We start from the raw sequence: 25,675 nt of genomic DNA, 5'->3' as shown, positions 1-25,675 counted from the left end.
TTTGTGTGTTTTCTTTTTTTGTTCTTTTCGTCGCTCGTGGGGGGGGGGGGGGGGGGGGGGGGGGGGGGGGCGGCGCCCCGGCCCGCCCCCGCCCCCCCCCACCACCGCACCACCGCGTTGCGGAAACCGCGGAACCAGGGGAAGGGAACCGGAACCCGCGGAAACAGAAACGAGGCCCTGTCGACCGGGGGGGGTGGGTCGACAGGGCCTCTCAACCCGTTCCGGCCGTCGGGGGGAGTCGGCCGGAACGGGGGCTCTGGGGTGCGACACCTCACCGGTGCGTTGCACACGGTGAGCGCCTCAGCTCCACGATATTGCTCTCCGTGAACAGTATCAAGTGCCTGGGCGGCTCGGTGTCGCAGGACCTCCGTCGAGCAAGGTCCTTTGTACGGAAGGCTTCACCAGGAGGAGCAGGGAAGCCCTTGATCATGGGTTGATCGGTACAGCGGTCACTGCAGGGTCACTGCCGGTGCTACGGCGTGTGATCAGGCGGTGCGGGCGCGGTTGCGGGCGGCACGGCGCTTCATCGCGCGACGCTCGTCCTCGCTCATACCGCCCCAGACGCCGGCGTCCTGGCCGGTCTCGAGCGCCCACTGGAGGCACTGCTCCATGACCGGACAGCGGCGGCACACGGCCTTGGCTTCCTCGATCTGCAGCAGAGCAGGACCGGTGTTCCCGATCGGGAAGAACAGCTCCGGGTCCTCTTCGCGGCAGACAGCGCGGTGGCGCCAGTCCATGGTCGTCCAACTCCTCCTGCCGGCGGGGGTGGCCCGGTCGGCACAATCGATGGCTTGTGAATGTGAACGCTTTCACGAATCCCGCAACAGCAAAAGAGACCAAAGGCCCACCGGGCCCGGGTGGTCTGTGCTGGGGAGGGATTCGGCGATTCGAGGGACGCCCCGCGGTCGGCCCCCGTCAGGGTCTGGTTGCCGTCGCTGCGATGTGTCCCGATCGCCATGTAGAGGTTCGCAAACCTCGGGCCCGGATACAACCCCCTTCAGGGAGGAATTTTTGATTCTTCGGTGTCGCCTAGCTCACAGCCAGTACTTCTATGGAGTGAAGGGGGCTTGTGCGTTCGAGAAGAAGGGTGAACCCCCCTTCCGGTCACACAATCACACGCAGTGCCCGCCGTACGCCTGTGAAACTGACGCGACTCCTGTCTCCAAGGTGGTCCCCGTCGACCTGGAATGGGGTCGGTTCCTGTGAAACCAAGGTGAAGTGCCGGGCGTCGTGGTAGGAGACGACGTGCTTGCCGGAGGGGCCGGGGGGCGTGCCGCCATCGCTCGAAGGGCCGTGCGACCGCAGGATCTGACGGACCGTTCGAGCCGTACCGAACGCCGTCATCCGGGTGATGCCGAAGACGTCGAGGTCCGTGTCGAAGGAGGCGAGCGGCGAGGGGTAGACCGGGCGGTTGCCCAGGAACGTCCACGGGGACGTGTTGCTGACTATGGCCAGCACCAGGCCCGGAACCGGGTCGTGGCCCGGCATCTGCAGGGTGACCGGGCCGGATCGACGCTGCTCACGCTGGGTGACGTAGTGCCGGAGCGCCTGCCCGACGTAGAGCGCGTGGGTGGACCTGCGCCCCGCCCTGCGCTGCTCCTCCACCCGGCCGACCACGCCGGCGTCGAAGCCCAGGCCGGCCGTGAAGGTGAACCAGCGGTCCGGCAGCCCCTCGGACATCGCCTTGCCCAGGCCGATCGGCCGCTCCCGGCGTTGGTCCAGGGCGTCCAGCAGCACCCCGGTGGCCTCCACCGGGTCGTTGGGCAGGCCCAGCGCGCGGGCGAACACGTTGGTCGAGCCACCGGGCACCACGGCCAGCCGGGGGACCTTCTCGCCCGGGCCGTGCGCCAGCAGGCCGTTCACGACCTCGTTGACCGTGCCGTCGCCGCCCAGTGCCACCACCAGGTCGACCGCGCCGTCCTCCGCCGCCTCCCGGGCCAGGTCGCGCGCGTGGCCCCGGTACTCCGTCTGGGCGACCTCCAGCTTGAGGTCGCTGCGCAGGGCGTGGATCAGGACATCCCTGGTGCGGCCACTGGTGGTGGTCGCTTTCGGGTTGACGACCAGGAGAGCGCGCATGTGCTCAGCCTACGGGGCGGTACGGACCAACCGGCGGCTACCCTGCTGGAGTGACCGCAGAATCCTCCGCACCCGTACCCGTACCCGTACCCGTGCCCGGCGCCGGCCGGCCCGCGTCCCTGACCGTGGGGGCCGCCATCACGGCCCTGGAGGGCGCCGCGCTGGCCGTCGTCGGCGTCTGGGACATGGTGGCCTCGCTCTCCGGCCAGTCCAAGCAGCTCGCCCTCAACGAGTTCGGCGGTCTGGTGATCCTGCTGCTCGGCGTGCTGCCGGTGCTGGCCGCCCGGGCGCTGCTGAAGGGCCGGCGCTGGGGGCGCAGCCCGGCGGTGCTGACCAACTCGATCTGCCTGCCGGTCGCCTACTACATGTGGCAGAGCGGCGGCGCGATGGCGGCCGTCGGGATCGCCGTCGGCCTGCTCGGCCTGACCGGCATCGGCGCCCTGCTCAGCCCGAAGTCGACCGCGGCCCTCTACGCTCCGCACGAGGGCTGAGCGCGGAGGGCCGCGGCCGCTGAACGGCCGTCAGTCCTACTCCTCCACCAGGAGCTTCTCCCGCAGCTGGGCCAGCGTGCGGGCGAGCAGCCGGGAGACGTGCATCTGCGAGATGCCCACCTCGGCGGCGATCTGCGACTGCGTCATGTTCCGGAAGAACCGCAGCACCAGGATCTTCTGCTCCCGGGGCGGCAGTTGGGCCAGCAGCGGCTTGAGCGACTCGCGGTACTCGACGCCCTCCAGCGCCTCGTCGGTGGCGCCCAGGGTGTCCGCGACGGCCGGCGACTCGTCGTCGCTGTCCGGGACGTCCAGGGACAGCGTGGAGTACGCGTTGGCGGACTCCAGGCCCTCCAGCACGTCCTCCTCGGAGATCCCCAGGTGCTCGGCCAGCTCGTGCACCGTGGGGGAGCGGCCGTGCCGCTGGGAGAGCTCGCTGGTCGCCGTGGTGAGCGACAGCCGCAGCTCCTGGAGCCGGCGCGGCACCCGCACCGCCCAGCCCTTGTCGCGGAAGTGCCGCTTGATCTCGCCGACGATGGTCGGCGTCGCGTAGGTGGAGAACTCGACCCCGCGCTCGTGGTCGAACCGGTCCACCGACTTGATCAGCCCGATCGTGGCGACCTGGGTCAGGTCGTCCAGCGGTTCGCCCCGGTTGCGGAACCGTCTGGCCAGGTGCTCCACCAGCGGGATGTGCATGCGCACCAGCTGGTTGCGCAGCTCGACGCGCTCCGGGGAGCCCTCGGGCAGCGCGGACAGCCGGACGAACAGGGCCCGGGCGGCCTCGCGGTCCGGCGCGCCGGAGCGGTGCGGGGCCTGGGCGGGCACCGCACCGCGCAGCACCTCGGCGGCCGCGTCGTCCTCGGGGGACGGCGGGGGCGAGGGCGTCTGCGACGGGTCGGACGTCGGCTCGGTCGGCTGGCTCATCCGGTGGGCGTCCTTCGGGTGCGCTTCGTCGTTGGCGGCGAGGCCGGGAACGCTCGCCTGGGTCGGTACGGCAGGGCCCGCCGTCGCGAGGCCGGTACGGTCCAGATCACTCACGGCCATTCCCCCGTTCCGTTCCGGGAGCACCGGGACCGTGGGGCGGTCCCGGATCCGTCTTGTCGGTCGTACCGCGGGTCGGGCGGTACCGGGAGCCACCCGCCGGCCCGGGTGGGGCGCCGGGCGGACGGCCCTTGTTCGGTGGTGCTGCGACGGCCCTAATGGGTGCTGGACCCGCCGCGCTTCTTGTGGAGGCTGATCGACACGGTGTTGTCCTCGCCGACCGAGGACTCCACCTCGCCGGCCAGCGCCGACAGCACCGTCCAGGCGAAGGTGTCCCGCTCCGGCGCCCGGCCGTCCGTGGTCGGGGCGGAGACGATGACCTTGAGCGAGTCGCCCACCAGCCGGAACTCGCAGGAGAGGACCGAGCCGGGCACCGCCTGCTGGAGCAGGATGGCGCAGGCCTCGTCCACCGCGATCCGGAGGTCCTCGATCTCGTCCAGCGTGAAGTCCAGCCGGGCCGCGAGCCCCGCCGTCGCTGTTCGCAGCACCGAGAGGTAGGCCCCCGCCGCGGGCAGCCGGACCTCCACGAAGTCCTGCACTCCGGGCTCGCCGTCGATCTGGGACACCCTCACCTCCTGGGTGACGCGCTGTGCTTCCGGGCCGGTGGCCGCGGCACTGTCTGTTGCTTGGCTCAACTGCTTCGCCCCAACTGTCCAGAGGGGTGGTGCGGTACGCAACGGTCATACCCTTCCGGGGGTCGCCGGACGCCGCGCATCCGCAACGAGACGTTACCGCTTTTGCACCCGGTGTGGGAGTCACTCATGGTAAGCCCTCGCGACACAGGGTGTCAGTGGCCGGACGCCACCACCCGGTGCCCCCGACGTCAGGGGGTGCCGGCGGCGGTGAGCGCCTCGTCCGTGAGCCGGTAGACGCTCCAGCCGTCCATCGGGACCGCGCCGAGCGACTTGTAGAAGTTGATCGACGGCTCGTTCCAGTCGAGCACCGACCACTCCACCCGCGAGTAGCCGCGCTCGACGGCGATCCGCGCGAGCTCCAGCAGGAGCGACTTGCCGTGGCCGCCGCCGCGGGCCTCCGGGCGGACGTAGAGGTCCTCCAGGTAGATCCCGTGGGTGCCGCGCCAGGTCGAGAAGTTGAGGAACCAGACCGCGAAGCCGACGGGCTCGCCGGTGGTGTCGTCCTCGGCGATCAGGCCGAACAGCGCCGGGTTGGCGCCGAACAGCGCGTCGCGCAGCTGCTCCTCGGTGGCCACCGCCTCGTGCGGGGCCTTCTCGTACTCCGCGAGCTCGCGGATCATGGCGTGGATGACCGGGACATCGGTGACTACGGCGGTGCGGATCATGCGACGAGCCTACTTGGCGGGTTCGGTCTCGTCCCAGGCCTGGATCGACGTCTGGTCGACGATCCGGCCGTCCCGCAGGTCGGCGATCGAGCTGACCAGCACCCGGACCCCGTCGGGGTACTGGCAGGACTCCATGAAGGCGAGGTGATCGCCCTGGAGCACCACCTGCTCCAACTTGTGGGTCATCTCGCGGCCGTAGAGGTCGCTCAGCATCGCGCCGATCTCGTCCCGGCCGTGCATCACCAGGGGGTGGCTGGGCTGGGTCTTGCGGTCGACCATGCGCAGTTCGGCGTCGTCCGCGTAGAGCGCCAGCAGGGCGTCCGCGTCGCTGCGCTCGATGCCCTCGCGCAGTGCCGTGGTGTCGAAGGCGGACGGCGCGGCCATGGTGGTCATCTCTCGCTCCTCCGGTCGGTTCCGTCGGCTCGTACCTCCGAGCGTACGCCCGCTCCGCCGGCGCTCAACCGGCCTGTTCGCCGCCCGCACCGCCGCCCGCACCGCCGGTCGCCAGCCGGTCGTCAGCCGGTCGTCAGCCGGTCGTCACGCCGCGCAGGTACGCCGCCAGCGCGGTGATCGCCGCCGGGTTGCGCGGGCTCTCCACCAGGTCGACGTAGTCCAGCACGAAGATCCGGTCGTTGCGGACGGCGGAGACGCCGGCCAGCGGCGGGAAGGACTTCAGGAACCGCCGCTTGGCCTCGGCGTCGGGGGTGCCGTAGTCGTTGATCACGATCACCTCGGGGTCGCGCTGGACCACGCCCTCCCAGCCGACGGTGGTCCAGGAGTCGGCGACGTCGCCCATCACGTTCCGGCCGCCGGCCCTGGCGATGATCTCCTCGGGCGCGGCGAACCGCCCCGCGGTGTACGGCTTGTCCTCGCCGCTGTCGTAGAGGAAGACGCGCGGCCGCCGCTCGGGCCGCGGCACCGCGGCGACCTGGGCCCTGAACTCCGCGATCAGCCTGTCGGCCCGGTCCCGGACGTCGAAGATCTCGCCCAGGTTGGCCAGGTCGGTGTAGAGCGCGTCCAGCGGGGACATCACGCCGCGCTCCGGCCCCGAGCCGCTGCGGCAGGACTCGGTGAGCACGTAGGAGTCGATGCCGAGGCCGGCCAGCGCCTGCGGGGTGAAGCCGTCGGCCTCGCTGAAGCCGTAGTGCCAGCCGGCGAAGACCAGGTCGGCCCCGGCCTCCAGCACGATCTCCTTGGTGATCTGCCGCTTGGAGAGCCACCTGGTCCGCTGGTAGCCGTCCTTCCAGGCCACCTCGTCGACCCGGCCCTTGTCGTCGGGCATCACGTAGCCGGCCATCCGGTCGGTGAGGCCGAGCGCCAGCAGCAGCTCGGTGATGCCGACGTCGTTGCTCACCGCCCGGGCCGGCTTCCGGGGGTAGGTGACCTTGGTGCCGCAGTTCTCGACGGTCACCGGGTAGTGGGCGGAGCCGGCGGTGTCACCCCCGGCGGTGTCGCCCCCGGCGGGGGCGATCTCGGCACCGCAGGCGGTGAGCGCGAGGGCGAGCAGGGTGGCGGCGGCAACGGCCTTGGTGCGCACGGGGGTTCCTAGGGTCGGTCGAGGCGGTCGAAGAGCAGCTGGACGGCACCGGTGTCGGGGTGCCGGACGGGGGTCGCGCGGACGCCGAACACCTCGGCCAGCAGCGCCGGCCGGAGCACCTCGGCGGGCGGCCCGGAGGTGACGATCCGTCCGGCCGCGATGACGTACAGCAGGTCGCAGTGGCCGGCCGCCAGGTTGAGGTCGTGCAGGGCGGTGAGCACCGTCGGCCCGGCCTCCCGGACCAGCGCCAGCACCTCCAGCTGGTGCGCGATGTCCAGGTGGTTGGTGGGCTCGTCGAGCACCAGCACCCGGGGCTCCTGGACCAGCGCGCGGGCGATCAGCACCCGCTGCTTCTCGCCGCCGGACAGGCTGAGGAACCCGCGCCCGGCCAGGTGCCCGGCACCCACCCGGCGCAGCGCCGCGGCGCACCGCTCGTCGTCCCCGCCGGCCGGGCGGGCGAAGCCGCCGCGGTGCGGCAGCCGGCCCATGCCGACCACCTCGGCCACGGTGAAGTCGAACTCGGCGGAGTGCTCCTGCGGCAGCGCCGCCACCCGCCGGGCGGCCTCGCGGGCGGCGAGCGCGTGGAGATCGGCGCCGTCCAGCCGGACGGTGCCGGCGGCCGGCCGCAGCGCCCGGTAGACGCAGCGCAGCAGGGTGGACTTGCCGCTGCCGTTCGGCCCGACCAGGCCGACCACCTGGCCGGCGGCGGCGCGCAGCGTGACGTCGTGCACCAGCCGGGTGCCGGCCAGGTCGACCGAGAGGCCGTCGAGGTCGAGCGCGGGGACGCGCCCGCCTTCCATCAGCGGCCTCCGAAGGTGTAGCCGCGACGGCGCATCAGCAGCAGGAAGCAGGGCACTCCGAGGACGGCGGTGACCACGCCGACCGGCAGTTCGGCCGGGGCCAGCAGCGTCCGCGAGACGATGTCCACCCAGACCAGCAGCAGCGCGCCGGCGAGCGGGGCGACCAGCAGCACCCGCCGGTGCCCGGCGCCGACCAGCATCCGGGTCAGGTGCGGGACCATCAGGCCGACGAAACCGATCGCGCCGCTGACCGCGACCACGGTGCCGGTGACGGCGGCGGTGACCACGAACAGCTCGCGGCGCAGCCGGTCGCCGTCCACCCCGAGCGAGGCCGCCGTCTCGTCGCCCATGGCGAGCGCGTCCAGCCGGCCCGCCGCGCAGGCCAGGTGGGCGAGGCCGGCCAGCACGGTGGCGGCGGCGATCGGCACCGAGCCCCAGGTCGCGCCGCCGAGGCTGCCGAGCAGCCACATCATCGCGCTGCGGGCGGCCTCGCCGCGGGCGGCGCCGAACACCATCAGCGCCGTCACCGCCGAGAAGCCGTAGGACATCGCGGTGCCGGTGAGCACCAGGCGCAGCGGGGTGAGCCCGAAGGCCGTCCGCGCGGCGGCGTACACCAGCACCATGGCGAGCAGGGCCGCGCCGAACGCCGAGACGGAGATCGCCCAGACCCCGAGCGAGGCGAAGGCGCCGAGCAGCAGCACCGCGTTGGCGCCGACCGCCGCTCCGGAGGAGATGCCGAGCACGAACGGGTCGGCCAGCGCGTTGCGGACCATGGCCTGCACGGCGACGCCGGTGGCCGCGAGCCCGGCGCCGACCACCGCGGCGAGCACGGTGCGCGGCAGCCGGATCTCCCAGACGATGGCGTACGCGGCGGCCTCCCCGGCCTCCAGCCGACCTCCCGTCAGGCCGGCGCCGAGCAGCCGCAGGACCTGTGACCAGCCGAGCCCGGAGGCTCCCAGGGCCACCCCGCAGACCAGCGAGAGCAGCAGCGCGACCGTCAAGCCGGCGGCCAGCGGCGCGGTGGGTGTTCGGTGGAGCGGCGGGGTGGCCGGTGCGGTCACGGCGGACATGGCAGGGGGCGCGCCTTCGCCTCGGGCCGCGGCCGGCGGCGGGGCGGCGCGCCCGGGCCGCAGGGGTGCCGGGGCGTCATCCCCTCGCAGTCCACGGCGAGTTGTCGGGAGGTCAGCGCCCCGGGGCGATCGGGCTCGCGGGCGCGGGGCACCGCTTACCGTTGCGGGTCAGCGCCGGATTCGCACCGGCTTCCCCCGCGGGACGCCCTGGCAGCATAACAAGTGCTCTGGGTCTGCACCCCTTACAGGGTGCCCGGCGGCGGAAACGCGACCGCCCCCGTCCGGCGTGCGGACGGGGGCGGTCGAGGGAGGCTGGCCCGGGATCAGGCCTGCTTGGTCTCCCAGAAGATCTTGTCGACCTCGGCGATGAGGTCGAGCAGCGCCTGGCCGGTGGCCGGGTCGGTCGACGCCTTGGTGGCCGAGGCGGCCTTCAGGGTGTCGTTGATCAGCTGGTGCAGCTGCGGGTACTTCTCGAAGTGCGGGGCCTTGAAGTAGTCGCTCCACAGCACCGAGATGTGGTGCTTGACGGCCTCGGCGCGCTGCTCCTTGATGATGATGGCGCGGGCACGGAAGTGCGGGTCCTCGTTGGCCTGGTACTTCTCCTGGGTGGCCTTCACCGACTCGGCCTCGATCCGGGCCTGCGCCGGGTCGTAGACGCCGCAGGGCAGGTCGCAGTGGGCGTGAGCGGTGGCGCGCGGTGCAAACAGACGAGAGAACATGGGAGTCCTTCCTTAGATCGTCTTCCCGCGCCCGAGATTACCCTTCCGGCCCCCGGGTTTCGCGGCCGGGCGGCGGGCCTAGGGCAAAAGGCGGAGCCGCAACCTGCCCAATCCGGACATCGGCAGGTGGCCGCCGGTGCGGCAGACTGGGACGCGGCGGCCGGGAGGAGGAGTCGTGACACGGATGACGGAACCGGAGGACGGCGTCCCGGGGGGTGGCGCACCGTTCGGGCTGATCGACGTGGCGGGGCCGTCGATGGTGCCGACCCTGCGCGAGGGCGACCAGCTGCTGGTCCGCTACGGCGCGCGGATCCGGCCCGGCGCGGTGGTGGTGTTCCGCCACCCGTTCCAGCAGGACCTGCTGGTGGTGAAGCGGGCCGCCGAGCGGCGGCCGAAGGGCTGGTGGCTGCTCTCCGACAACCGGCCGGTGGACAGCGACAGCCGCAGCTACGGCGCCGTCCCGGACGAGCTGGTGCTCGGCCGGGTGCTGCTGCGGCTGCGTCCGCGTCCGGCCTGGCTGGCGCCGGGCCGCCGGCTGGAGCGCCTGCTGCTCACCGGCCCGCTGGCCCGGGTGCCCGGGCTGGCCCGCCGGCTCGGCGTCTGGGTCGACCCGGACGGCCTCTGACCCCGGACGGGCTCTGATCCCGGACGGGCACCCACCCGGACGGCCGCCCACCCGCGCCCCTAGCCCTGGTGGGCCGAGCCGGCCGCGTCCTGGGCCTCCTGGCGCTTGCGGGCCCGGTACGCGGCGACGTTGGCGCGGGTGGCGCAGCGGTCGGAGCAGTACCGCCGGGAGCGGTTGGTGGAGGTGTCGAGGTAGGCGTTGCGGCACGGCGCGGCCTGGCAGATGCCGAGCCGGTCGGCGCCCAGCTCGGTCAGGTGGACCGCCAGCCCCATGCAGGCGACGGCGCTGAAGTGCGCGGTGGCGGTCGGCGAGTTGTCGGCGAGGTGCAGGTGCCAGCGCGGCCGCCCGGCGTCGTCCAGGTAGTCGTGCCCGGAGACCAGCGGGCTGACCGGGTACTCCATCAGCAGGCTGTTGAGCAGGTCGACGCCGCGGACCTCGTCCCCCTCGGCGGCGGCCTCGAACACGCCGCGCAGCCTGGTCCGGACGGCCCGCAGCCGGGGCAGGTCCGACTCGTCGGCGAGCGCGGCGGCCCGCGACGACTCCGCGAACAGCGCGCGCACCGCGTCCACCGAGGTCAGCGAGTCGGTGCCGCGCTCGGGCTCCTCGGTGTTCACCAGCCGAACGGCCAGATCGGCGTACGAGGCGAGCTCCACGGTGGTCCTTCCAGAACAACATCGGTAACGGGCTGATTGCTTCCAGCCTATTACCCGGGCGGGCAAAACGTCGGCGCCCGGCCGGACCGGCCAGCCCGGCGCCGCCCGTAAGGCGCATAGCACCATTGTAAGGAACGAACCGGTGCGGTCGTGGAGCGGGTCGGTGAGGACCTCGCGGGGGTTGCCGGCCTCGACCACCACACCGCCGTCCATGAACACCAGGGCGTCGCCGACCTCGCGGGCGAAGCCCATCTCGTGGGTGACGACGATCATCGTCATCCCCTCCTCGGCGAGACCGCGCATGACGTCCAGCACCTCGCCGACCAGCTCCGGGTCGAGCGCCGAGGTGGGCTCGTCGAAGAGCATCAGCTTCGGCTTCATGGCCAGCGCGCGGGCGATCGCCACGCGCTGCTGCTGGCCGCCGGAGAGCTGGGACGGGTAGCTCTTCGCCTTGTCGGCGAGCCCGACCCGCTCCAGCAGGGCCATCGCGCGCTCCCGGGCGTCGGCCTTGGACTCGCCCTTCACCTGCACCGGCGCCTCGGTGATGTTCTCCATGGCGGTCATGTGCGGGAAGAGGTTGAAGCGCTGGAAGACCATGCCGATGTCCCGCCGCTTGAGCGCGACCTCGCGGTCCTTGAGCTCGTAGAGCTTGTCGCCCTTGCGCCGGTAGCCGACCAGCTCGCCGTCGACGGACAGCAGCCCGCCGTTGATCTTCTCCAGGTGGTTGATGCACCGCAGGAAGGTCGACTTGCCGGAGCCGGACGGGCCGATCAGGCAGAACACCTCGCGCGGCTTGACCTCCAGGTCGATGCCCTTGAGCACCTCGACCAGGCCGTACGACTTGCGCACCCCCTCGGCCCTGACCATCGGCTCGCCGGTGGCGGCGTCCTGGGGAGTCTTGCTCAGGTCGGTCATGCGTGACCACCTCCCTCGAGCCCCGGGACCACGTCGTGGTCGGCCTTGGGGGCGGGTCGGCCGGCGAACAGGCCGCGCAGCCGCTGGAGCGGGGTCGGCGGCAGTGTCCTGGTGGTACCCCGAGCGTAGTACCGCTCGACGTAGTACTGCCCGATGGTCAGCACGGAGGTCAGGAAGAGGTACCAGAGGCTGACGGTGATCAGCAGCGGGATGGTCTGGAAGGTGCGCGAGTAGATGTTCTGCCCGGCCCGGAACAGCTCCTCCAGCGCGATGACGCTGACCAGCGAGGTGGTCTTGAGCATCGAGATGGTCTCGTTGCCGGTCGGCGGGATGATCACCCGCATGGCCTGCGGCAGGACGATCCGGCGCATGGTCGAGAAGCGGCTCATGCCGAGCGCGTGGGCCGCCTCGGTCTGCCCCTCGTCCACCGACTGGATGCCGCCGCGGACGATCTCCGCCATGTACGCGGCCTCGTTGAGGCCGAGGCCGAGCAGCGCCGCGGTGAACACCGGGATCAGCGTGTTGGTCGACTCGGACCAGAACTCCGGGCCGAACGGGATGCCGATCGACAGCTTGGGCCACAGCGCGCCCATGAAGTTCCAGAACACCAGCTGGACCAGCACGGGGGTGCCGCGGAAGACCCAGATGTAGAACCACGCGGTGCCGGACAGCAGCGGGTTCGGCGACAGCCGCATCACCGCCAGGATGATGCCGCCGGCCACGCCCATCACCATGGACAGCGCGGTGAGCTCAAGGGTCACACCGAGGCCGTGCAGGATGCTGGAATCGAAGAGGTAGGTGTTGACGACATCCCACTGGAACGCGGGATTGAAGATCAGGGCGTGGAGCAGCATCGCCGCGAGGACCGCGACGACGACGGCTCCGGCCCACCGGCCGGGGTGGCGGACCGGGACGGCCTTGAAGGTTTCGGGCCGTCCCGGGTGCGCCTTCCCCTGATCGGAATGGTTCACAGTGGCCTCAGGGGGGTGGGGAACTGGCGAGGGGTCAGCTGGTGGCGCCGTTGATCTGGGACTGGGTGATCGCGCCCGCCTGGACGCCCCACTTGTCGAGGATCTGCTTGTAGGTGCCGTCGTCCATCAGCGACTGGACGGCGCCCTGGACGGGCTTGGCGAGCGCGGAGCCCTTCGCCAGGGCGATGCCGTAGGGCGCCTTGCCCTCGACCGAGCCGAGCTGCTCCAGCTGGCCGTTGGTCTGCTTGATCGCGTAGTCGATGACCGGGGAGTCGGCCAGCATGACCTGGTCGCGCCCGGAGACCACCGCCTGGGTCACGTCGGTCTGCAGGTCGAACTTGTCGCCGTCGTTGGGCACCGGGGGCTTGCCGGCCTTGACGCACGCCGGGTTGATGACGTCCTTGATCTGGTCGGCCTGGGTGGTGCCGGTCTGGACGGCGACCTTCTTGCCGCACAGGTCGTTGGGGTCGATCTTGTCCGGGTTGCCCTTCTTGACCGCAGCGCTGGTGCCCGCGATGAAGTAGGTCACCATGTCGACGGTGGCCTCGCGCTCCTTGTTGTCGGTCAGGGAGCTCATGGCCAGCTGGAACTTGTTCGCCTGGATGCCCGGGATGATCGCGGTGAACGGCGAGTTCTGGACCTCGACCGGGACGCCCAGCTTCTGGCCGATGGCGTTGGCCAGGTCCACGTCCATGCCGATGATCTTGCCCGAGGCGTCCTGGTACTCGTTGGGCGCGTACGAGGCGTCGGAGGCCACGACGATCTTGCCCGCCGACTTGACGTCGGCCGGCACCTGGGCGGCCAGGGCCGGGTCGGCGGCGACGGCCTTGATCGAGGCGGAGGCGTTCACACCGGCACCGGCGGTCGAGCCCGAAGTGGACTTGCTGCTGCTGCAGCCGGTCAGGACCAGGGAGACGGACGCGACAACCGCGCCGGCCGCGAGGAGGCGGGTGCGCTGGGTACGGGCGGTCATGAGGGGGATCTCCTCCTGAGGGAGAGGTCGGGCGGAGCGCGCCGCGGGGGAGCGGCGCACCGGGACAGCAGGCCGTACGGCGCTGTACGGGTGTCTTTTCGCTGTACGTCGTCGTGCGGGCAGAGCCGGTCGTGCATGGCCTGGGCAAAGAGGTCGCGCAGGGTGGAACGATGGTGCTGCTTCCGCCACCCTCCGCCGAGGTGGACGTTGATCGAACCGCCTCGACCAGGGGTCGGCTCGATCCGAGATGGGGGGAATCCTGCCATCTGATGACGGTCGGGTGGCCCTCATTCAGATCAAAATCGGATAACGAGGGGTCACGCTGTCCGCTATTCGGACGAATTCCGTGCCCCTGTCACCCTGCGTATAAGTATGCAGATCCCCCCGCAGTCTGCCCGGAGGCCCGCCCGGACCACCCGGGGGATTGGGCCGCCCGCGCGGCGACGGGCCGGATCCCGCCCGGATCCGGCCCGCCCCCACCGCCGCTGGACTGCCGCGCGCGCCGCGGCCCCGCTCAGATCCCGCCGTTGACCACGGCGTTCTGGGCCGCGCCCGCGGAGACGTTCCACTTGGCGAGGATCTTGTCGTAATCGCCGCTGCGGATCAGCTGGTCCACCGCCTTGGAGAGCGCGTCGCGCAGCTCGGTGTCCTCCTTGCGCACGGCGATGCCGTACGGGTTGGACCTGGACTGCGCGCCGGTGACCTCGAAGCGGTTGCCGCCGTCGGTGGTCTTCGCCGCGTATGCGGCCACCGGGAAGTCGTTGAGACCGGCCGCGGCCACGCCGGAGGAGACCTCGGCCAGCGCCTTGGCGTCGCTGTCGAACTTGTGCACGGTCAGCGGCTTGCTCACCCGGCTGCAGGCGGTCACCTGGCGGCCGATGATCTCGTCCTGGGTGGTGCCCTGCTGCACCGCGACGGTCTTGCCGCAGAGGTCGTCCAGGGTGTGGATGCCCTTGGGGTTGCCCTTCGGCACGGTGATCGAGCTGCCGGCGATGAAGTAGTCCACGAAGTCGACGCCGCCGCCCTGGACCGGCTTGTTGTTGTCGTCGACGCCCTCGCGGCGCTGGCGGATGTCACTCATCGCGGACATCACCACGTCGAACTGCTTGCCGTGCAGGTTCGGTATGAGTTTGTCGAAGGGAGTGTCGACGAACTCGATCCGGAGGTTCATGATCTTGCCGAGGGCGTTGGCGATGTCCGGGTCGAGGCCGTCCGGCTTCCCGTCGGAGCCGCGGAAGTCCACCGGCGCGTAGTTGAGGTCCACACCGATCCGCAGCACACCGGCACTCCGCTGGGCCTTCGGGACCTTGTCGCGGACGACCTGGAGCGGGTCCTTCGCGGCCTCCTCGCCGCCGCCGCCGCAACCGGTCAGCAGCAGGGCGCCGGCCGAGGCCAGGGTCAGGGCGGCGGCGGCCCGGCGTCGGGGGTGGGAACGGTGGTGCATGACGGTGCTCCTGTGGGAGGAAGGGCGTGGCGCCGCGGCGTCGCGGAGGTGTGCGCGAGAAGGCGGAACACCGGATCCTCCCATCCCTCCCTGCCGGGCGCGGTACCGGGTGTGTCAGAATTCGGTACCGGGTGACCCCCGGATGCTTGAACCAGACCGCCGAGTCGCGACAGGCTCGGGGTGCGCAGGAACGGAAGTCCAGAACGCGAACTCCGTATCCGAGGCACCGGCTCCCCTTCGTGTCTGCGTTCACTCCTGCGGGTACAGCGCGCCTTTCCGCCGTTGCCGCCTCCGGAGTCCGGTGCTTCCGACACCGGACGCCGTCAAGAGGCCGTATCGGGGATGAAAGGTGCGTGACGAGGACGAAAAGGCATAGGTGCGATGCCGTCGTCCGACCTACGCTCGGCCCGAAGCACACGCAGACAACTGGACAAAACCCTCATCCGAGGGCGCGGCCCGACGGCGGCGCCCCGACCCGTCACCCTCCCCGGGTCCGCTTCGGCGTACCCGGGTTCGGGTTTCGGTCGCTCCGACCGTCGGCCCGTGTCCTCGCTGATCAATGACGAAGAGGTCATCGTGGCAGCGGAGATCATCCACAGCAGCACTCAGGACACCGACGATCCGGTCGACGCCGTTTTCGCGCTCCACCGCGGCGGCAAGATGGAGGTCCGGGCCACCGTTCCGGTGCGCGACGCGGACGACCTGTCCCTCGCCTACACCCCCGGTGTCGCCCGTGTCTGCACGGCCATCGCCGAGCAGCCCGAGCTGGTGAACGACTACACCTGGAAGGCCAACACGGTGGCCGTCGTCACCGACGGCACCGCCGTGCTGGGCCTCGGTGACATCGGCCCGGAGGCCTCGCTGCCCGTGATGGAGGGCAAGGCCATCCTGTTCAAGCAGTTCGGCGGGGTGGACGCGGTCCCGATCGCGCTCGCCTGCACCGACGTGGACGAGATCGTCGAGACCGTCGTCCGGCTCGCGCCCTCCTTCGGCGGCGTGAACCTGGAGGACATCTCCGCCCCCCGCTGCTTCGAGATCGAGCGCCGCCTCCAGGACGCCCTGGACATCCCGATCTTCCACGACGACCAGCACGGCACCGCGATCGTCACCACCGCCGCGCTGTGGAACGCCGCCAAGGTGACCGGCCGCGAGATCGGCTCGCTGCGGGCCGTCATCTCCGGCGCCGGCGCGGCCGGCATCGCCATCGCCAAGATGCTGGTCGCCGCCGGCATCGGCGACGTGGCGGTCTGCGACCGCAAGGGCGTGGTGTACGAGGGCCGCGGCGACCTCACCGACGTGAAGGCCGAGATCGCCGCCCAGACCAACCGGAACGGGATCAAGGGCTCGCTGGCCGACGCGCTGGCCGGCGCCGACGTCTTCATCGGCGTCTCCGGCGGCACCGTGCCGGAGGAGGTCGTGGCGACCATGGCCGAGGGCGCGTTCGTCTTCGCGATGGCCAACCCGAACCCGGAGATCCACCCCGAGGTCGCGCACAAGTACGCGGCGGTCGTCGCCACCGGGCGCAGCGACTTCCCGAACCAGATCAACAACGTGCTGGCCTTCCCCGGCATCTTCGCCGGCGCCCTGCAGGTCCGGGCCACCCGGATCACCGAGGGCATGAAGCTGGCCGCCGCCAAGGCGCTGGCCGGCGTGGTCGCCGACGAGCTGACCCCGCAGAAGGTGATCCCCTCGCCGTTCGACGAGCGGGTCGCCCCGGCGGTCACCAAGGCCGTCGCCGACGCCGCCCGCGCCGAGGGCGTCGCCCGCCGCTGAGCCGGCACCCGCACGGTTTCGGGCCCGGGACGCGCGTCACACGGACGCGTGGTTCCGGGCCCGCGTCGTCGCGGCTAGTGTCCGCACCATGTTTGCTGCCTACGCCGCACGAATCGACGCCGACGACCCGCTGAGCGGGCTGGAGCTGGGCGAACTCCCCGAACCGCAGGCGCGCCCCGGGTGGAGCGTGGTGACGGTCAAGGCCGCCAGCCTCAACCACCACGACCTCTGGTCGCTGCGCGGGGTCGGCCTGCCCGCCGAGAAGCTGCCGATGATCCTCGGCTGCGACGCCGCCGGCGTCGACGAGCACGGCAACGAGGTGGTCATCCACTCGGTGATCGGTCAGACCGGCCACGGTGTGGGGCCGGACGAGCCGCGCTCCATCCTGACCGAGCGCTACCAGGGCACCTTCGCCGCGCGGGTGGCCGTCCCCACCTGGAACCTGCTGCCCAAGCCGGCCGGGCTGAGCTTCGAGCAGGCCGCCTGCCTGCCCACCGCGTGGCTGACGGCGTACCGGATGCTGTTCACCAACGCCGGCGTGAAGCCGGGCGACACCGTGCTGGTGCAGGGTGCGGGCGGCGGGGTGTCGACCGCGCTGGTCGTCCTCGCCAAGGCCGCCGGCCTGCGGGTCTGGGTCACCGGCCGGGACGAGGCCAAGCGCGCCCGGGCGGTCGAGCTGGGCGCCGACGCCGCGTTCGAGAGCGGCGCCCGGCTGCCGGAGCGGGTGGACGCGGTGATGGAGACGGTCGGCGCCGCGACCTGGTCGCACTCGGTGAAGTCGCTCCGTCCCGGCGGCACCATCGTGATCTCGGGGGCCACCTCGGGCCCCAGCCCGAAGGCCGCCGAGCTGAACCGGATCTTCTTCCTGGAGCTCAAGGTGGTCGGTTCGACCATGGGCAGCAAGGAGGAGCTGGCCGGGCTGCTCTCGCTCTGCGCCACGACCGGCGTCCGGCCGGTGATCGACTCGGTGCTGCCGCTGACCGAGGCCCGCGAGGGCTTCGCCCGGCTGGCCAAGGGCGACGTCTTCGGGAAGATCGTCCTCAACCCGTGAGCGGGCGGGCCGGCTGACGGCGGGAACGCACGTGCCCCCCGAGCCCATGGGCTCGGGGGGCACAGTGCCGGGCCGTGCGGGTGTCAGCCCAGGAGGCGCCGCAGCCGCTCGCCCGCCGAGCCCAGCACCGCGCGGGCCTCGGCCAGCCGGTCGGGCGTCACCAAGCCGTCGCGGGCCGCGTCGCGGACCTGGTCGCGGAAGCGGTCGAGCAGCCGCTCCAGCTCCCGGGCCGGGTCGCCGGCCGGGTCGATGGCCGTCCACCCCGGCAGGTCGGCCGGGGCGGTGCCCAGCGGCTCGTCCTTGTCCAGGTCGATCCGGGTGACGGTGATCCGCTCGCCCGGCGCGGCCTGGTCCGGCGAAGGGTGCCCCCACCGGGCGGCGTCGGCCAGCCCGGAGAGGCCCTTGGTCAGCTCGGAGAGCCCTTCGACGAGCCCGGTGGGCCAGTCCCCGCGGGCCGCGTGCTCGCGGACCTGCTGCTCGACCCGGCGCTTGATCCGCAGCGCCTCCTGCTGGGCGGCGGTCCGGGCGGCCCTGGACTGCTCGCGCAGCCGGCGGGCCTCCTCCTCGGCGGCCTTCGCCTTGGCCTTGGCCGCCTTCTCCTGCTCCTTGGCGCGCTTGGCCTGCTCCTTGGCCTGCCGCTTGAACTGGGCGAACTCGTCCTTGGCGCGCTGCCAGGCCTCCCGGTCCCCCCACGGGCCGGCCCACGGGTCCCCGGCGTCCTCGGCGGGCTCCGGCCGGGGCGCCTGCTTCGCCGCGCCCCACAGCTCCTCGCGCAGGTCCTTGGCGCTGTCCCGGACGTCCTCGCGGATCGCCCCGGCGAGCTGGGCGACCGAGTCGCGGATCTCCAGCTCCAGCTCGTCCAGCTCGCCCCGGCGGGCCTCCAGCTCGGCGCGCCCGGCGTCGGTCAGCCGGTAGACCTTGCGGCCGCCCTCGGTGCTGTGCGCGACCAGGCCCTCCTGCTCCAGCTTGGCGAGCCGCGGGTAGACGGTGCCGGCCGAGGGCGCGTACAGGCCCTGGAACCGCTCCTCCAGGAGGCGGATCACCTCGTAGCCGTGCCGCGGGGCCTCGTCGAGCAGCTTCAGCAGGTAGAGCCGGAGCCGGCCGTGGCCGAAGACGGGGGTCATCTCACGCCTCCTTGGTGAAGTCGGGGCCCTTGCCCTGGTCCGGGCCGGCCGGCAGCTCCTTGACGAGCACCGGGCCGTCGTCCTCGGCGTCGGGCCGGCGCAGCACGGTGACGGCGCCGGAGACGGTGGTCACCGCGAGGTTGCCGATGCCGTCGCCGAGCTGGCCGGAGAGCCGCTTGGCGCCCCAGGTGCCGCCGATCTTCAGCTGCTCGAAGGTGCTGGAGATGTCGCCGCTGTTGGTGCCGGCCTCGACCTTGGTGTCGGCCAGTGAGGGGAGCCGGACGCCGACCGGGCCGCTGACCGTGGTGACCTTGATGTCGCTCGGGGTGGCCACGTCGAGGTCCAGGGTGACCGCGCCGGTGACGGCGTGGGCCTGCACCTTGCCGGCGGTGCCGGCGACCACGGTGAGCCCGCCGGAGAGGGTGTTCAGCTTGAGCTCGCCGGCCACCGACTGGGCGTCGACGTCGCCGGTGACGGTGTTGGCGGAGGTCCGGCCGGTCAGGCCGACCAGGGTGACGTCACCGCTGGCGGTCTGGGTCGAGACGTGCTCGGCGAAGCCGGAGACGGTGGTGTCGGCGGAGACGGTGCCGACCTTGACCTCGGTGGCGGCCGGCACGGTCAGGGTGACCGCGGCGACCCGCTTGTTCTTGAACGAGGAGAAGAACTCCTTCACCGAGCTGACCGACTTCAGCACGTCGCCGAACTCGCTCCAGCTGCTGAGGTCCTGGTAGGTGACCGTCAGCACGCCGTCCACGAGGGTGACGTGGAGCGGCTCGCCCTTGAGCTCGGTGACCTCCAGGCGGGCCGGGCCCTCGGCGGCGACCACGTTCACCGTGCCGCCGATGATCCGCACCTGGAGGGTCCGGACCTCCTCGTCGATGGTGATCCTGTCGGGCCCCTCGACCGTCCACTGGCTCATCTCTGCCGCCTCCCGTTGCGACTCGCGATGTATCGCGTTCTCTTTTAAAGACGATATATCGCGTGACGGCGAAGTCAAGGGAATCCGGCCCCGAGGCCGGCCCGGAGCCGACCCGGAGGCGCCCCCTACGGGAGGCACGCGAAGGGCCCGGGAGGCGATCGCCTCCCGGGCCCTGTCCAACTTGCGCTCTACCGCGTCACTCGTCGTCCTCGTCGTCGAGCCGGGCCAGCCAGGTGGCCAGCCGCTCGACCGGGATCTCGAAGTCGGGGTTGAGGTCGACGAACTCGCGCAGGCGCTCGGCCAGCCACTCGAAGGTGACCTCCTCGTCGCCGCGCCGGTTCTCCAGCTCCTCGATGCCGCGGTCGGTGAAGTACACGGTTCGCTCCGGTCCGATGGTGGTGTTCGACCTGGTCAGGATAGTCCCGGACGGTCAGCCGTCGTTGCGGTAGTAGCTCAGCGAGAGCTTGACCGCGCCGGTGCCCTTGCTGCCCTGCTCGATCACCTTGGCGATCACGACGCCGCCGTTGTTCCGGTTGCGCAGGCAGAACAGCCGGCCGGGGGGCAGGTCGTCGAACTTCAGCTGCTTGGTGGGCTCCCGGTCGATCGCGGCGGCGCACGCCTGCGGGGTGAGCGTGTTGTCCCGGCTGATGAAGGCGTCGGAGTTGCTGTCCAGGTCGAAGTAGCCCCCGCTGGACGGGTCCAGGGCCCACGACGGGTAGGTCGAGTCCGCCACGACCTTCCCGCCGGCGAGGTCGAAGCTGTAGCTGTAGCTGGTGGCGAACAGCTCGGTGTTCTCGTACACCGGCGTGTAGACGGTGCTCCGGGGCACCGTGGCGCCCGCCGACGGGCTCTTGGACGAGCCGCTGCTCTTGGTCGGGGAGGCGGTGGGCGTCGGGGAGTCGTCCGTGGTGGGCGAGGACGCCGCGGAGCTCTGGGTGGGTGCCGGCTGCCCGGTGCTCTGCGGGGCGTTCTGCTGGGCGCTGCTGTGGCCCGCGCTCTTGTCGTTCTTGTCGAGCTGCTTGACCAGCACCACGCCGCCCGCGGTACCGCCGACCGCCATCACCAGGGCGACGGTCAGCAGCACCTTCCAGGAGACGCCCTTGCGCTTCGGCTCCGGCGCGGCCGCCGGGGTGTCCGTCACCACCGGGCCGGGCGGCGGGGTGTCGTAGGACGGCGGCTCCTGGCGCAGTTGCACGGTCGGCGGCGTGGGCAGCACCGGCCCGGTCGGCGCCTCGGTGGCGGGCTGCGGGGCGCCGTACGCGCCGAGCGGCGGCGGGGCGAAGCCGGGCGGCGGGGTGACCGGCGGCGGCTGCGGGGTGCTGTACCCGACGGCGGTCGCCGGGTGGGTCGGCTGCGCCACCGGCTGCGGGGGAGCGGTGGGCGGCGCGACCGGGGCCGGCGGCGGGGTGGCCGGGGCGGCCGGCAGCGGGGTCGGCGGAGTCTTCGGCAGGTCCGAGCGACGGGTGATCTCGGTGTTCACCTGCTTGGGCAGCCAGTCGTCGGTGAACCGCAGCTGCCCGCCGACCGACGGGTGGTTACGGGCGATCTCGATGATCTCGGCGGGCTTCGGCCGGTCCTCGGGGGACTTGGCCAGGCAGCGCAGGATCAGCTCGCGCAGGTCGGCCGGGACGGCGTCCAGCTCGGGCTGCTCGTGCACCACCCGGTAGAGCACCGCGGTGTCCGGGCCGTCGCCGAACGGCGCGGTGCCGCCGGCCACGTACGCGGCCAGCGCGCCGAGCGCGAAGACGTCGGTGGCCGGGGAGACCGGCTTGCCCTGGGCCTGCTCGGGGGACATGAACGCGGGCGAGCCGATCCGGTAGCCGGTGCCGGTCAGCGCGGTGGCGTCGGCGGCCCGGGCGATGCCGAAGTCGATCACGCGCGGGCCGTCGCCGGCCACCAGCACGTTGGCCGGCTTGAGGTCGCGGTGCACCACCTCGACGCTGTGGATCGCCTGCAGCGCCTCGGCGATGCCGCCCATCAGCAGCAGCACGGTCCGCACCGGCAGCGCGCCGTTCTCCCGCACCACTTGCTGCAGCGACGGGCCCGGCACGTACGCGGTGACCAGCCAGGGGGCGTCCGAGTCCAGGCCGCCGGAGTCGATCACCTGGGCGGTGTAGAGCCCGTGGATCCGCTGGGCGTTGGTGACCTCCTGGGCGAACCGGCGGCGGAACTCGCCGTCCTCGGCGAACTCCGGGCGGACCACCTTCAGCGCCACCGGACGGCCGCCCGGCGTGTACGACAGGTAGACCCGGCCCATGCCGCCGGCGCCGAGCCGGGCGAACAGCCGGTAGCCGCCGACCTCCCGCGGGTCGTCCGGGTGCAGCGGCTGGAAGACCGGCGGGAGCGGCGCGGCGGCGGCGTCCCGAGGTGCGTCGGCGGTCATGTGGTGATCCCCCTGGGAGAACGGTGAGGTCGTACGGGCGGCCGCGGGCGCTGTGACGGGCACCCGGGCAGCGGTCTGGCGAGGCATAACCTATCGAGCCGTCAGGTCCCGCCGCAGGTCGGTTCCGGTTTGGTTGCAGAGCTGGGACCTTGGCATGTCGGCATCGTGAAGTGGACCGCCGGCCGGCACGGCCCGGTACGGCACGGCACGCGCCACGGCCCCGAGCGCGGAACGGCCCCGGAACGCGGAACGGCCCCGGCCCCGCGCGGAGTGCGCGGGGCCGGGGCCGTGGTCCGGACGACGGGCGCCGGGGCGCCGGGGCCGTCAGGGCGTCAGATCGTGAAGATCTCCTCGAGCAGCGCCTGCTGCTCGGCGGCGTGACGCTTGGCCGAGCCGACCGCCGGGGCCGAGGAGGCCGTGCGGGCGACGCGGCGCAGGCGCGAGCCGTTGGCGCTGCGGCCGATGACGACCTGCAGGTGGTCGACCAGGTTCATCGCGATGAACGGCCAGGCACCCTGGTTGGCCGGCTCCTCCTGCGCCCAGACGAACTGGACGTCGTCGCCGTAGCGGGCCAGCTCCTCCTGGAGCTCGGCCACCGGCAGCGGGTAGAGCCGCTCGACCCGGACGATCGCGGTGTCGGTGACCCCGCGCTCGGTGCGGGCCGCCTCGACGTCGTAGTAGAACTTGCCCGCGGTGATGACCACCTTGCGCACGTTCGCCGGGTCGACGGTGGTGTCGCCGATGACCGGGCGGAACGAGCCGGACAGGAACTCCTCGGTCGCGCTCGCCGCGGCCTTCAGACGCAGCATCGACTTCGGCGTGAAGACGACCAGCGGCTTGTGGTGCGGGTTGTGCGCCTGCCAGCGCAGCAGGTGGAAGTAGTTCGACGGCAGGGTCGGCATGGCGACCGTCATGTTGTTCTGCGCGCACAGCTGGAGGAAGCGCTCCGGGCGGGCGGACGAGTGGTCCGGGCCCTGGCCCTCGTAGCCGTGCGGCAGCAGCAGGGTGACGCCGGAGTGCTGGCCCCACTTCTGCTCGGCGGACGCGATGTACTCGTCCACCATGGTCTGCGCGCCGTTGACGAAGTCGCCGAACTGCGCCTCCCACATGACCAGCGCGTTCGGGCGGGTCAGCGAGTAGCCGTACTCGAAGCCCATCGCCGCGTACTCGGACAGCAGGCTGTCGTACACGGTGTAGCGGGCCTGGTCCTCGGTCAGGTACAGCAGCGGGGTGTAGTCCTCGCCGGTGTTCCGGTCGATCAGGACGGCGTGCCGCTGGCCGAAGGTGCCGCGGCGGGAGTCCTGGCCGGCCAGGCGGACCGGGTGGCCCTCCATCAGCAGCGAGCCGATGGCGAGGGTCTCGCCCATCGCCCAGTCGATGGTGTTGTCCTCGACCGAGGCGGCGCGGCGCTGCAGCTGCGGCAGCAGACGCGGGTGGACGGTCAGCCACTCCGGCAGGTTGACCTGCGAGGCGGCGATCCGCTTGACCATCTCCTGGGAGATGCCGGTCTGGATGTTGACCGGGAAGTCGGCGACCGGCTTGCCGTTGGTGGCGGCGGCCGGGGTCTGGGCGGCGTCGCGGACCTCGGCGAAGACCTTCTCCAGCTGGCCCTGGAAGTCCTGGAGCGCCTGCTCCGCCTCCTCCATGGTGATGTCGCCACGGCCGATCAGGCCCTCGGTGTACAGCTTGCGCACCGAGCGCTTCTTGTCGATCAGGTCGTACATCAGCGGCTGGGTGAACGACGGGTTGTCGGCCTCGTTGTGACCGCGGCGGCGGTAGCAGATGAGGTCGATCACGACGTCCTTGTGGAACGCCTGGCGGAACTCGAAGGCGAGCCGCGCGACGCGGACCACGGCCTCCGGGTCGTCGCCGTTCACGTGGAAGATCGGGGCCTCGATCATGCGGGCCACGTCGGTGCAGTACATCGAGGAGCGCGAGGACGCCGGGGCGGCGGTGAAGCCGACCTGGTTGTTCACCACGACGTGCACGGTGCCGCCGGTGCGGTAGCCGCGCAGCTGCGACATGTTCAGGGTCTCCGCGACGACGCCCTGGCCGGCGAAGGCCGCGTCGCCGTGGATCTGGATCGGCAGCACCGGGAAGGTCGTGCCGCCCTGGTCCAGGATGTCCTGCTTGGCGCGGGCGATGCCCTCGACGACCGGGTCCACGGCCTCCAGGTGGGAGGGGTTCGCGGCGAGCGAGACCTTGATGGTCTCGCCGTCCAGGCCGGTGAAGGTGCCCTCGGAGCCGAGGTGGTACTTCACGTCGCCGGAGCCGTGCATCGACTTCGGGTCGAGGTTGCCCTCGAACTCGCCGAAGATCTTGCCGTACGGCTTGCCGACGATGTTGGCCAGCACGTTCAGGCGGCCGCGGTGGGCCATGCCGATGACGGCCTCGTCGAGGCGGTGCTCGGCGGCGGCGTCGATGGTGGCGTCCAGCAGCGGGATGAGCGACTCGCCGCCCTCCAGCGAGAACCGCTTCTGCCCGACGTACTTGGTCTGCAGGAAGGTCTCGAAGGCCTCGGCCGAGTTCAGCCGGCGCAGGATGCGCAGCTGCTCCTCGCGCTCCGGCTTGGTGTACGGCTTCTCCAGGCGCTCCTGCAGCCACTTGCGCTGCTTCGGGTCCTGGATGTGCATGTACTCGATGCCGACGGTGCGGCAGTAGGTGTTGCGCAGCAGGCCGAGGATGTCGCGGAGCTTCATCATCTTCTGGCCGCCGAAGCCGCCGACCGCGAACTCGCGCTCCAGGTCCCACAGGGTGAGGCCGTGCGTGGTGACGTCCAGGTCGGGGTGCTTGCGCTGCTTGTACTCCAGCGGGTCGGTGTCGGCCATGAGGTGGCCGCGGACCCGGTAGGAGTGGATCAGCTCCATGACGCGCGCGGTCTTGTTGACCTCGTCGTCGTGGGTGGTGGCGACGTCGGTGGCCCAGCGGACCGGCTCGTACGGGATCCGCAGCGACTCGAAGATCTCGTCGTAGAAGCCGTTCTCGCCGAGCAGCAGGCGGTGGATCTCGCGCAGGAACTCGCCGGACGCCGCGCCCTGGATGACGCGGTGGTCGTAGGTCGAGGTCAGCGTCATGATCTTGGAGACGCCGAGCCGGGACAGGGTCTCCGGGGCGGAGCCCTGGAACTCGGCCGGGTACTCCATGGCGCCGACGCCGACGATGGTGCCCTGGTTCTGCATCAGGCGCGGCACGGAGTGCACGGTGCCGATGCCGCCGGGGTTGGTCAGCGAGACCGTGACGCCGGTGAAGTCGTCCATGGTCAGCTTGTTGGCGCGGGCCCGGCGGACGATGTCCTCGTAGGCCTGCCAGAAGCCGAAGAAGTCGAGGGTCTCGGCCTTCTTGATGGCCGCGACGACGAGCTGGCGGTCGCCGTTCGGCTTCACCAGGTCGATGGCCAGGCCCAGGTTCACGTGCTCGGGCTTGACCAGGTACGACTTGCCGTCCTTCACCTGGTAGCTGTGGTTCATGCCCGGCGCGGCCTTGATGGCCTGGACCAGGGCGTAACCGATCAGGTGGGTGAAGGAGACCTTGCCGCCGCGGGCGCGCTGCAGGTGGTTGTTGATGACGATGCGGTTGTCGATCAGCAGCTTGGCGGGCACCGCGCGGACGGACGTCGCGGTCGGCACCTCCAGCGAGGCGTCCATGTTGGTCGCGACGGCCTTGGCCGGGCCGCGGAGCTGGATCAGCTCGGGGCCGGTCTCGGCGGCGGCGGCCGGCGCCGGGGCGGCGGCCTTGGGGGCCGGGGGGGGGGGGCGCCCCCACGCCGCGTGGCACGCGGCCGGGCCCGCCCTGCTGGGAGAGCGCTCCGGACCC

General features: G+C 71.8%; 23 protein-coding genes, 1 pseudogene and 1 riboswitch. Of the genes and pseudogenes, 4 read left to right on the top strand and 20 right to left on the bottom strand.

Features of this window, described 5'->3' with window-relative positions:
* Nucleotides 1-485: 485 nt before the first annotated feature.
* Nucleotides 486-737 carry a WhiB family transcriptional regulator gene (locus tag ACFVHB_RS16545; protein ID WP_014138019.1) on the bottom strand — a complete coding sequence of 84 codons (252 nt, stop codon included), beginning with the start codon at nucleotides 735-737 and terminating at the stop codon, nucleotides 486-488.
* Between the two features lie 367 nt (nucleotides 738-1,104).
* On the bottom strand, nucleotides 1,105-2,076 hold the full coding sequence (locus ACFVHB_RS16540; RefSeq protein ID WP_380321627.1) for a diacylglycerol/lipid kinase family protein: 972 nt from the start codon (nucleotides 2,074-2,076) through the stop codon (nucleotides 1,105-1,107).
* A gap of 50 nt (nucleotides 2,077-2,126) precedes the next feature.
* Here ACFVHB_RS16540 and ACFVHB_RS16535 point away from each other — a divergent pair, with 50 nt between their 5' ends.
* Nucleotides 2,127-2,567: a hypothetical protein gene (locus ACFVHB_RS16535; protein WP_380321624.1), complete on the top strand. Its 441-nt coding sequence runs from the start codon at nucleotides 2,127-2,129 to the stop codon at nucleotides 2,565-2,567.
* A 36-nt stretch (nucleotides 2,568-2,603) separates the two neighbouring features.
* Here the strand turns inward: ACFVHB_RS16535 and ACFVHB_RS16530 are convergent, their stop codons facing one another.
* The 8 genes from ACFVHB_RS16530 to sodN all read right to left on the bottom strand — a co-directional run bounded on the left by ACFVHB_RS16530 (nucleotide 2,604) and on the right by sodN (nucleotide 9,031).
* Nucleotides 2,604-3,602, bottom strand: coding sequence for an RNA polymerase sigma factor SigF (locus tag ACFVHB_RS16530; RefSeq protein ID WP_380321621.1), 999 nt, complete (start codon nucleotides 3,600-3,602; stop codon nucleotides 2,604-2,606).
* A gap of 158 nt (nucleotides 3,603-3,760) precedes the next feature.
* Nucleotides 3,761-4,171: an anti-sigma regulatory factor gene (locus tag ACFVHB_RS16525; protein WP_380321619.1), complete on the bottom strand. Its 411-nt coding sequence runs from the start codon at nucleotides 4,169-4,171 to the stop codon at nucleotides 3,761-3,763.
* Between the two features lie 257 nt (nucleotides 4,172-4,428).
* Nucleotides 4,429-4,905, bottom strand: coding sequence for a GNAT family N-acetyltransferase (locus ACFVHB_RS16520; protein ID WP_380321617.1), 477 nt, complete (start codon nucleotides 4,903-4,905; stop codon nucleotides 4,429-4,431).
* A gap of 9 nt (nucleotides 4,906-4,914) precedes the next feature.
* Nucleotides 4,915-5,298, bottom strand: coding sequence for a nuclear transport factor 2 family protein (locus ACFVHB_RS16515; RefSeq protein WP_380321614.1), 384 nt, complete (start codon nucleotides 5,296-5,298; stop codon nucleotides 4,915-4,917).
* 133 nt (nucleotides 5,299-5,431) lie between these two features.
* Nucleotides 5,432-6,442 (bottom strand): ABC transporter substrate-binding protein, encoded by a 1,011-nt coding sequence (locus ACFVHB_RS16510; RefSeq protein ID WP_380321611.1) that lies wholly within the window; start codon nucleotides 6,440-6,442, stop codon nucleotides 5,432-5,434.
* Nucleotides 6,443-6,450: 8 nt separating this feature from the next.
* Nucleotides 6,451-7,242, bottom strand: coding sequence for an ABC transporter ATP-binding protein (locus ACFVHB_RS16505; protein ID WP_380321608.1), 792 nt, complete (start codon nucleotides 7,240-7,242; stop codon nucleotides 6,451-6,453).
* Entirely contained in the window at nucleotides 7,242-8,312 is a 1,071-nt protein-coding gene (locus ACFVHB_RS16500; RefSeq protein ID WP_380321605.1) for a FecCD family ABC transporter permease, read from the bottom strand. Before ACFVHB_RS16500 ends, ACFVHB_RS16505 begins: the two co-directional genes overlap by 1 nt.
* 106 nt (nucleotides 8,313-8,418) lie before the next feature.
* A riboswitch (cobalamin riboswitch) is annotated at nucleotides 8,419-8,537 on the bottom strand.
* 98 nt (nucleotides 8,538-8,635) lie between these two features.
* Complete coding sequence (gene sodN, locus ACFVHB_RS16495) at nucleotides 8,636-9,031, bottom strand: superoxide dismutase, Ni (protein ID WP_238865337.1); 396 nt, start codon at nucleotides 9,029-9,031, stop codon at nucleotides 8,636-8,638.
* 184 nt (nucleotides 9,032-9,215) lie between these two features.
* On the opposite strand from sodN, the gene sodX reads away from it, so the two are divergent.
* Nucleotides 9,216-9,656, top strand: coding sequence for a nickel-type superoxide dismutase maturation protease (sodX, locus tag ACFVHB_RS16490; RefSeq protein WP_380321806.1), 441 nt, complete (start codon nucleotides 9,216-9,218; stop codon nucleotides 9,654-9,656).
* 59 nt (nucleotides 9,657-9,715) lie between these two features.
* Here sodX and ACFVHB_RS16485 read toward each other — a convergent pair whose 3' ends face one another.
* The 5 genes and pseudogenes from ACFVHB_RS16485 to ACFVHB_RS16465 all read right to left on the bottom strand — a co-directional run bounded on the left by ACFVHB_RS16485 (nucleotide 9,716) and on the right by ACFVHB_RS16465 (nucleotide 14,612).
* Complete coding sequence (locus ACFVHB_RS16485) at nucleotides 9,716-10,435, bottom strand: CGNR zinc finger domain-containing protein (protein ID WP_380321803.1); 720 nt, start codon at nucleotides 10,433-10,435, stop codon at nucleotides 9,716-9,718.
* Nucleotides 10,427-11,176, bottom strand: a pseudogene (locus tag ACFVHB_RS16480) (amino acid ABC transporter ATP-binding protein); the annotation flags it as partial. The pseudogene ACFVHB_RS16480 and the gene ACFVHB_RS16485, both read right to left, overlap by 9 nt.
* A gap of 44 nt (nucleotides 11,177-11,220) precedes the next feature.
* Nucleotides 11,221-12,195: an amino acid ABC transporter permease gene (locus ACFVHB_RS16475; RefSeq protein WP_380321602.1), complete on the bottom strand. Its 975-nt coding sequence runs from the start codon at nucleotides 12,193-12,195 to the stop codon at nucleotides 11,221-11,223.
* A 34-nt stretch (nucleotides 12,196-12,229) separates the two neighbouring features.
* Nucleotides 12,230-13,168 (bottom strand): ABC transporter substrate-binding protein, encoded by a 939-nt coding sequence (locus ACFVHB_RS16470; protein ID WP_380321599.1) that lies wholly within the window; start codon nucleotides 13,166-13,168, stop codon nucleotides 12,230-12,232.
* A 514-nt stretch (nucleotides 13,169-13,682) separates the two neighbouring features.
* Complete coding sequence (locus ACFVHB_RS16465; protein WP_380321596.1) at nucleotides 13,683-14,612, bottom strand: ABC transporter substrate-binding protein; 930 nt, start codon at nucleotides 14,610-14,612, stop codon at nucleotides 13,683-13,685.
* Nucleotides 14,613-15,188: 576 nt separating this feature from the next.
* Here ACFVHB_RS16465 and ACFVHB_RS16460 point away from each other — a divergent pair.
* On the top strand, nucleotides 15,189-16,385 hold the full coding sequence (locus tag ACFVHB_RS16460; protein ID WP_380321800.1) for an NADP-dependent malic enzyme: 1,197 nt from the start codon (nucleotides 15,189-15,191) through the stop codon (nucleotides 16,383-16,385).
* 88 nt (nucleotides 16,386-16,473) lie between these two features.
* The gene (locus ACFVHB_RS16455) at nucleotides 16,474-17,436 is read left to right on the top strand and encodes a zinc-binding dehydrogenase (protein WP_380321593.1); all 963 of its coding nucleotides are present in this window, start codon (nucleotides 16,474-16,476) and stop codon (nucleotides 17,434-17,436) included.
* Nucleotides 17,437-17,519: 83 nt separating this feature from the next.
* On the opposite strand, the gene ACFVHB_RS16450 is transcribed toward ACFVHB_RS16455, so the two are convergent.
* From ACFVHB_RS16450 to ACFVHB_RS16430, 5 genes are all read right to left on the bottom strand, one after another.
* A complete protein-coding gene (locus tag ACFVHB_RS16450) occupies nucleotides 17,520-18,560 on the bottom strand; it encodes a helix-turn-helix transcriptional regulator (RefSeq protein ID WP_380321590.1) in 1,041 nt (346 codons plus the stop codon).
* A 1-nt stretch (nucleotide 18,561) separates the two neighbouring features.
* Nucleotides 18,562-19,479, bottom strand: coding sequence for a DUF4097 domain-containing protein (locus tag ACFVHB_RS16445; RefSeq protein ID WP_380321587.1), 918 nt, complete (start codon nucleotides 19,477-19,479; stop codon nucleotides 18,562-18,564).
* Between the two features lie 196 nt (nucleotides 19,480-19,675).
* Nucleotides 19,676-19,855, bottom strand: coding sequence for a DUF6104 family protein (locus ACFVHB_RS16440; RefSeq protein WP_030057990.1), 180 nt, complete (start codon nucleotides 19,853-19,855; stop codon nucleotides 19,676-19,678).
* Between the two features lie 54 nt (nucleotides 19,856-19,909).
* Nucleotides 19,910-21,862 (bottom strand): protein kinase, encoded by a 1,953-nt coding sequence (locus ACFVHB_RS16435; protein ID WP_380321584.1) that lies wholly within the window; start codon nucleotides 21,860-21,862, stop codon nucleotides 19,910-19,912.
* A gap of 332 nt (nucleotides 21,863-22,194) precedes the next feature.
* The coding region (locus ACFVHB_RS16430; protein ID WP_380321581.1) for a multifunctional oxoglutarate decarboxylase/oxoglutarate dehydrogenase thiamine pyrophosphate-binding subunit/dihydrolipoyllysine-residue succinyltransferase subunit at nucleotides 22,195-25,675 on the bottom strand (3,481 nt) is incomplete at its 5' end.

Source organism: Kitasatospora sp. NPDC127111 (assembly GCF_042677465.1).
Lineage (GTDB): Bacteria > Actinomycetota > Actinomycetes > Streptomycetales > Streptomycetaceae > Kitasatospora.
The sequence above is the reverse complement of the archived record's forward strand: the minus strand, read 5'-3'. Positions and strand labels throughout refer to the sequence as shown.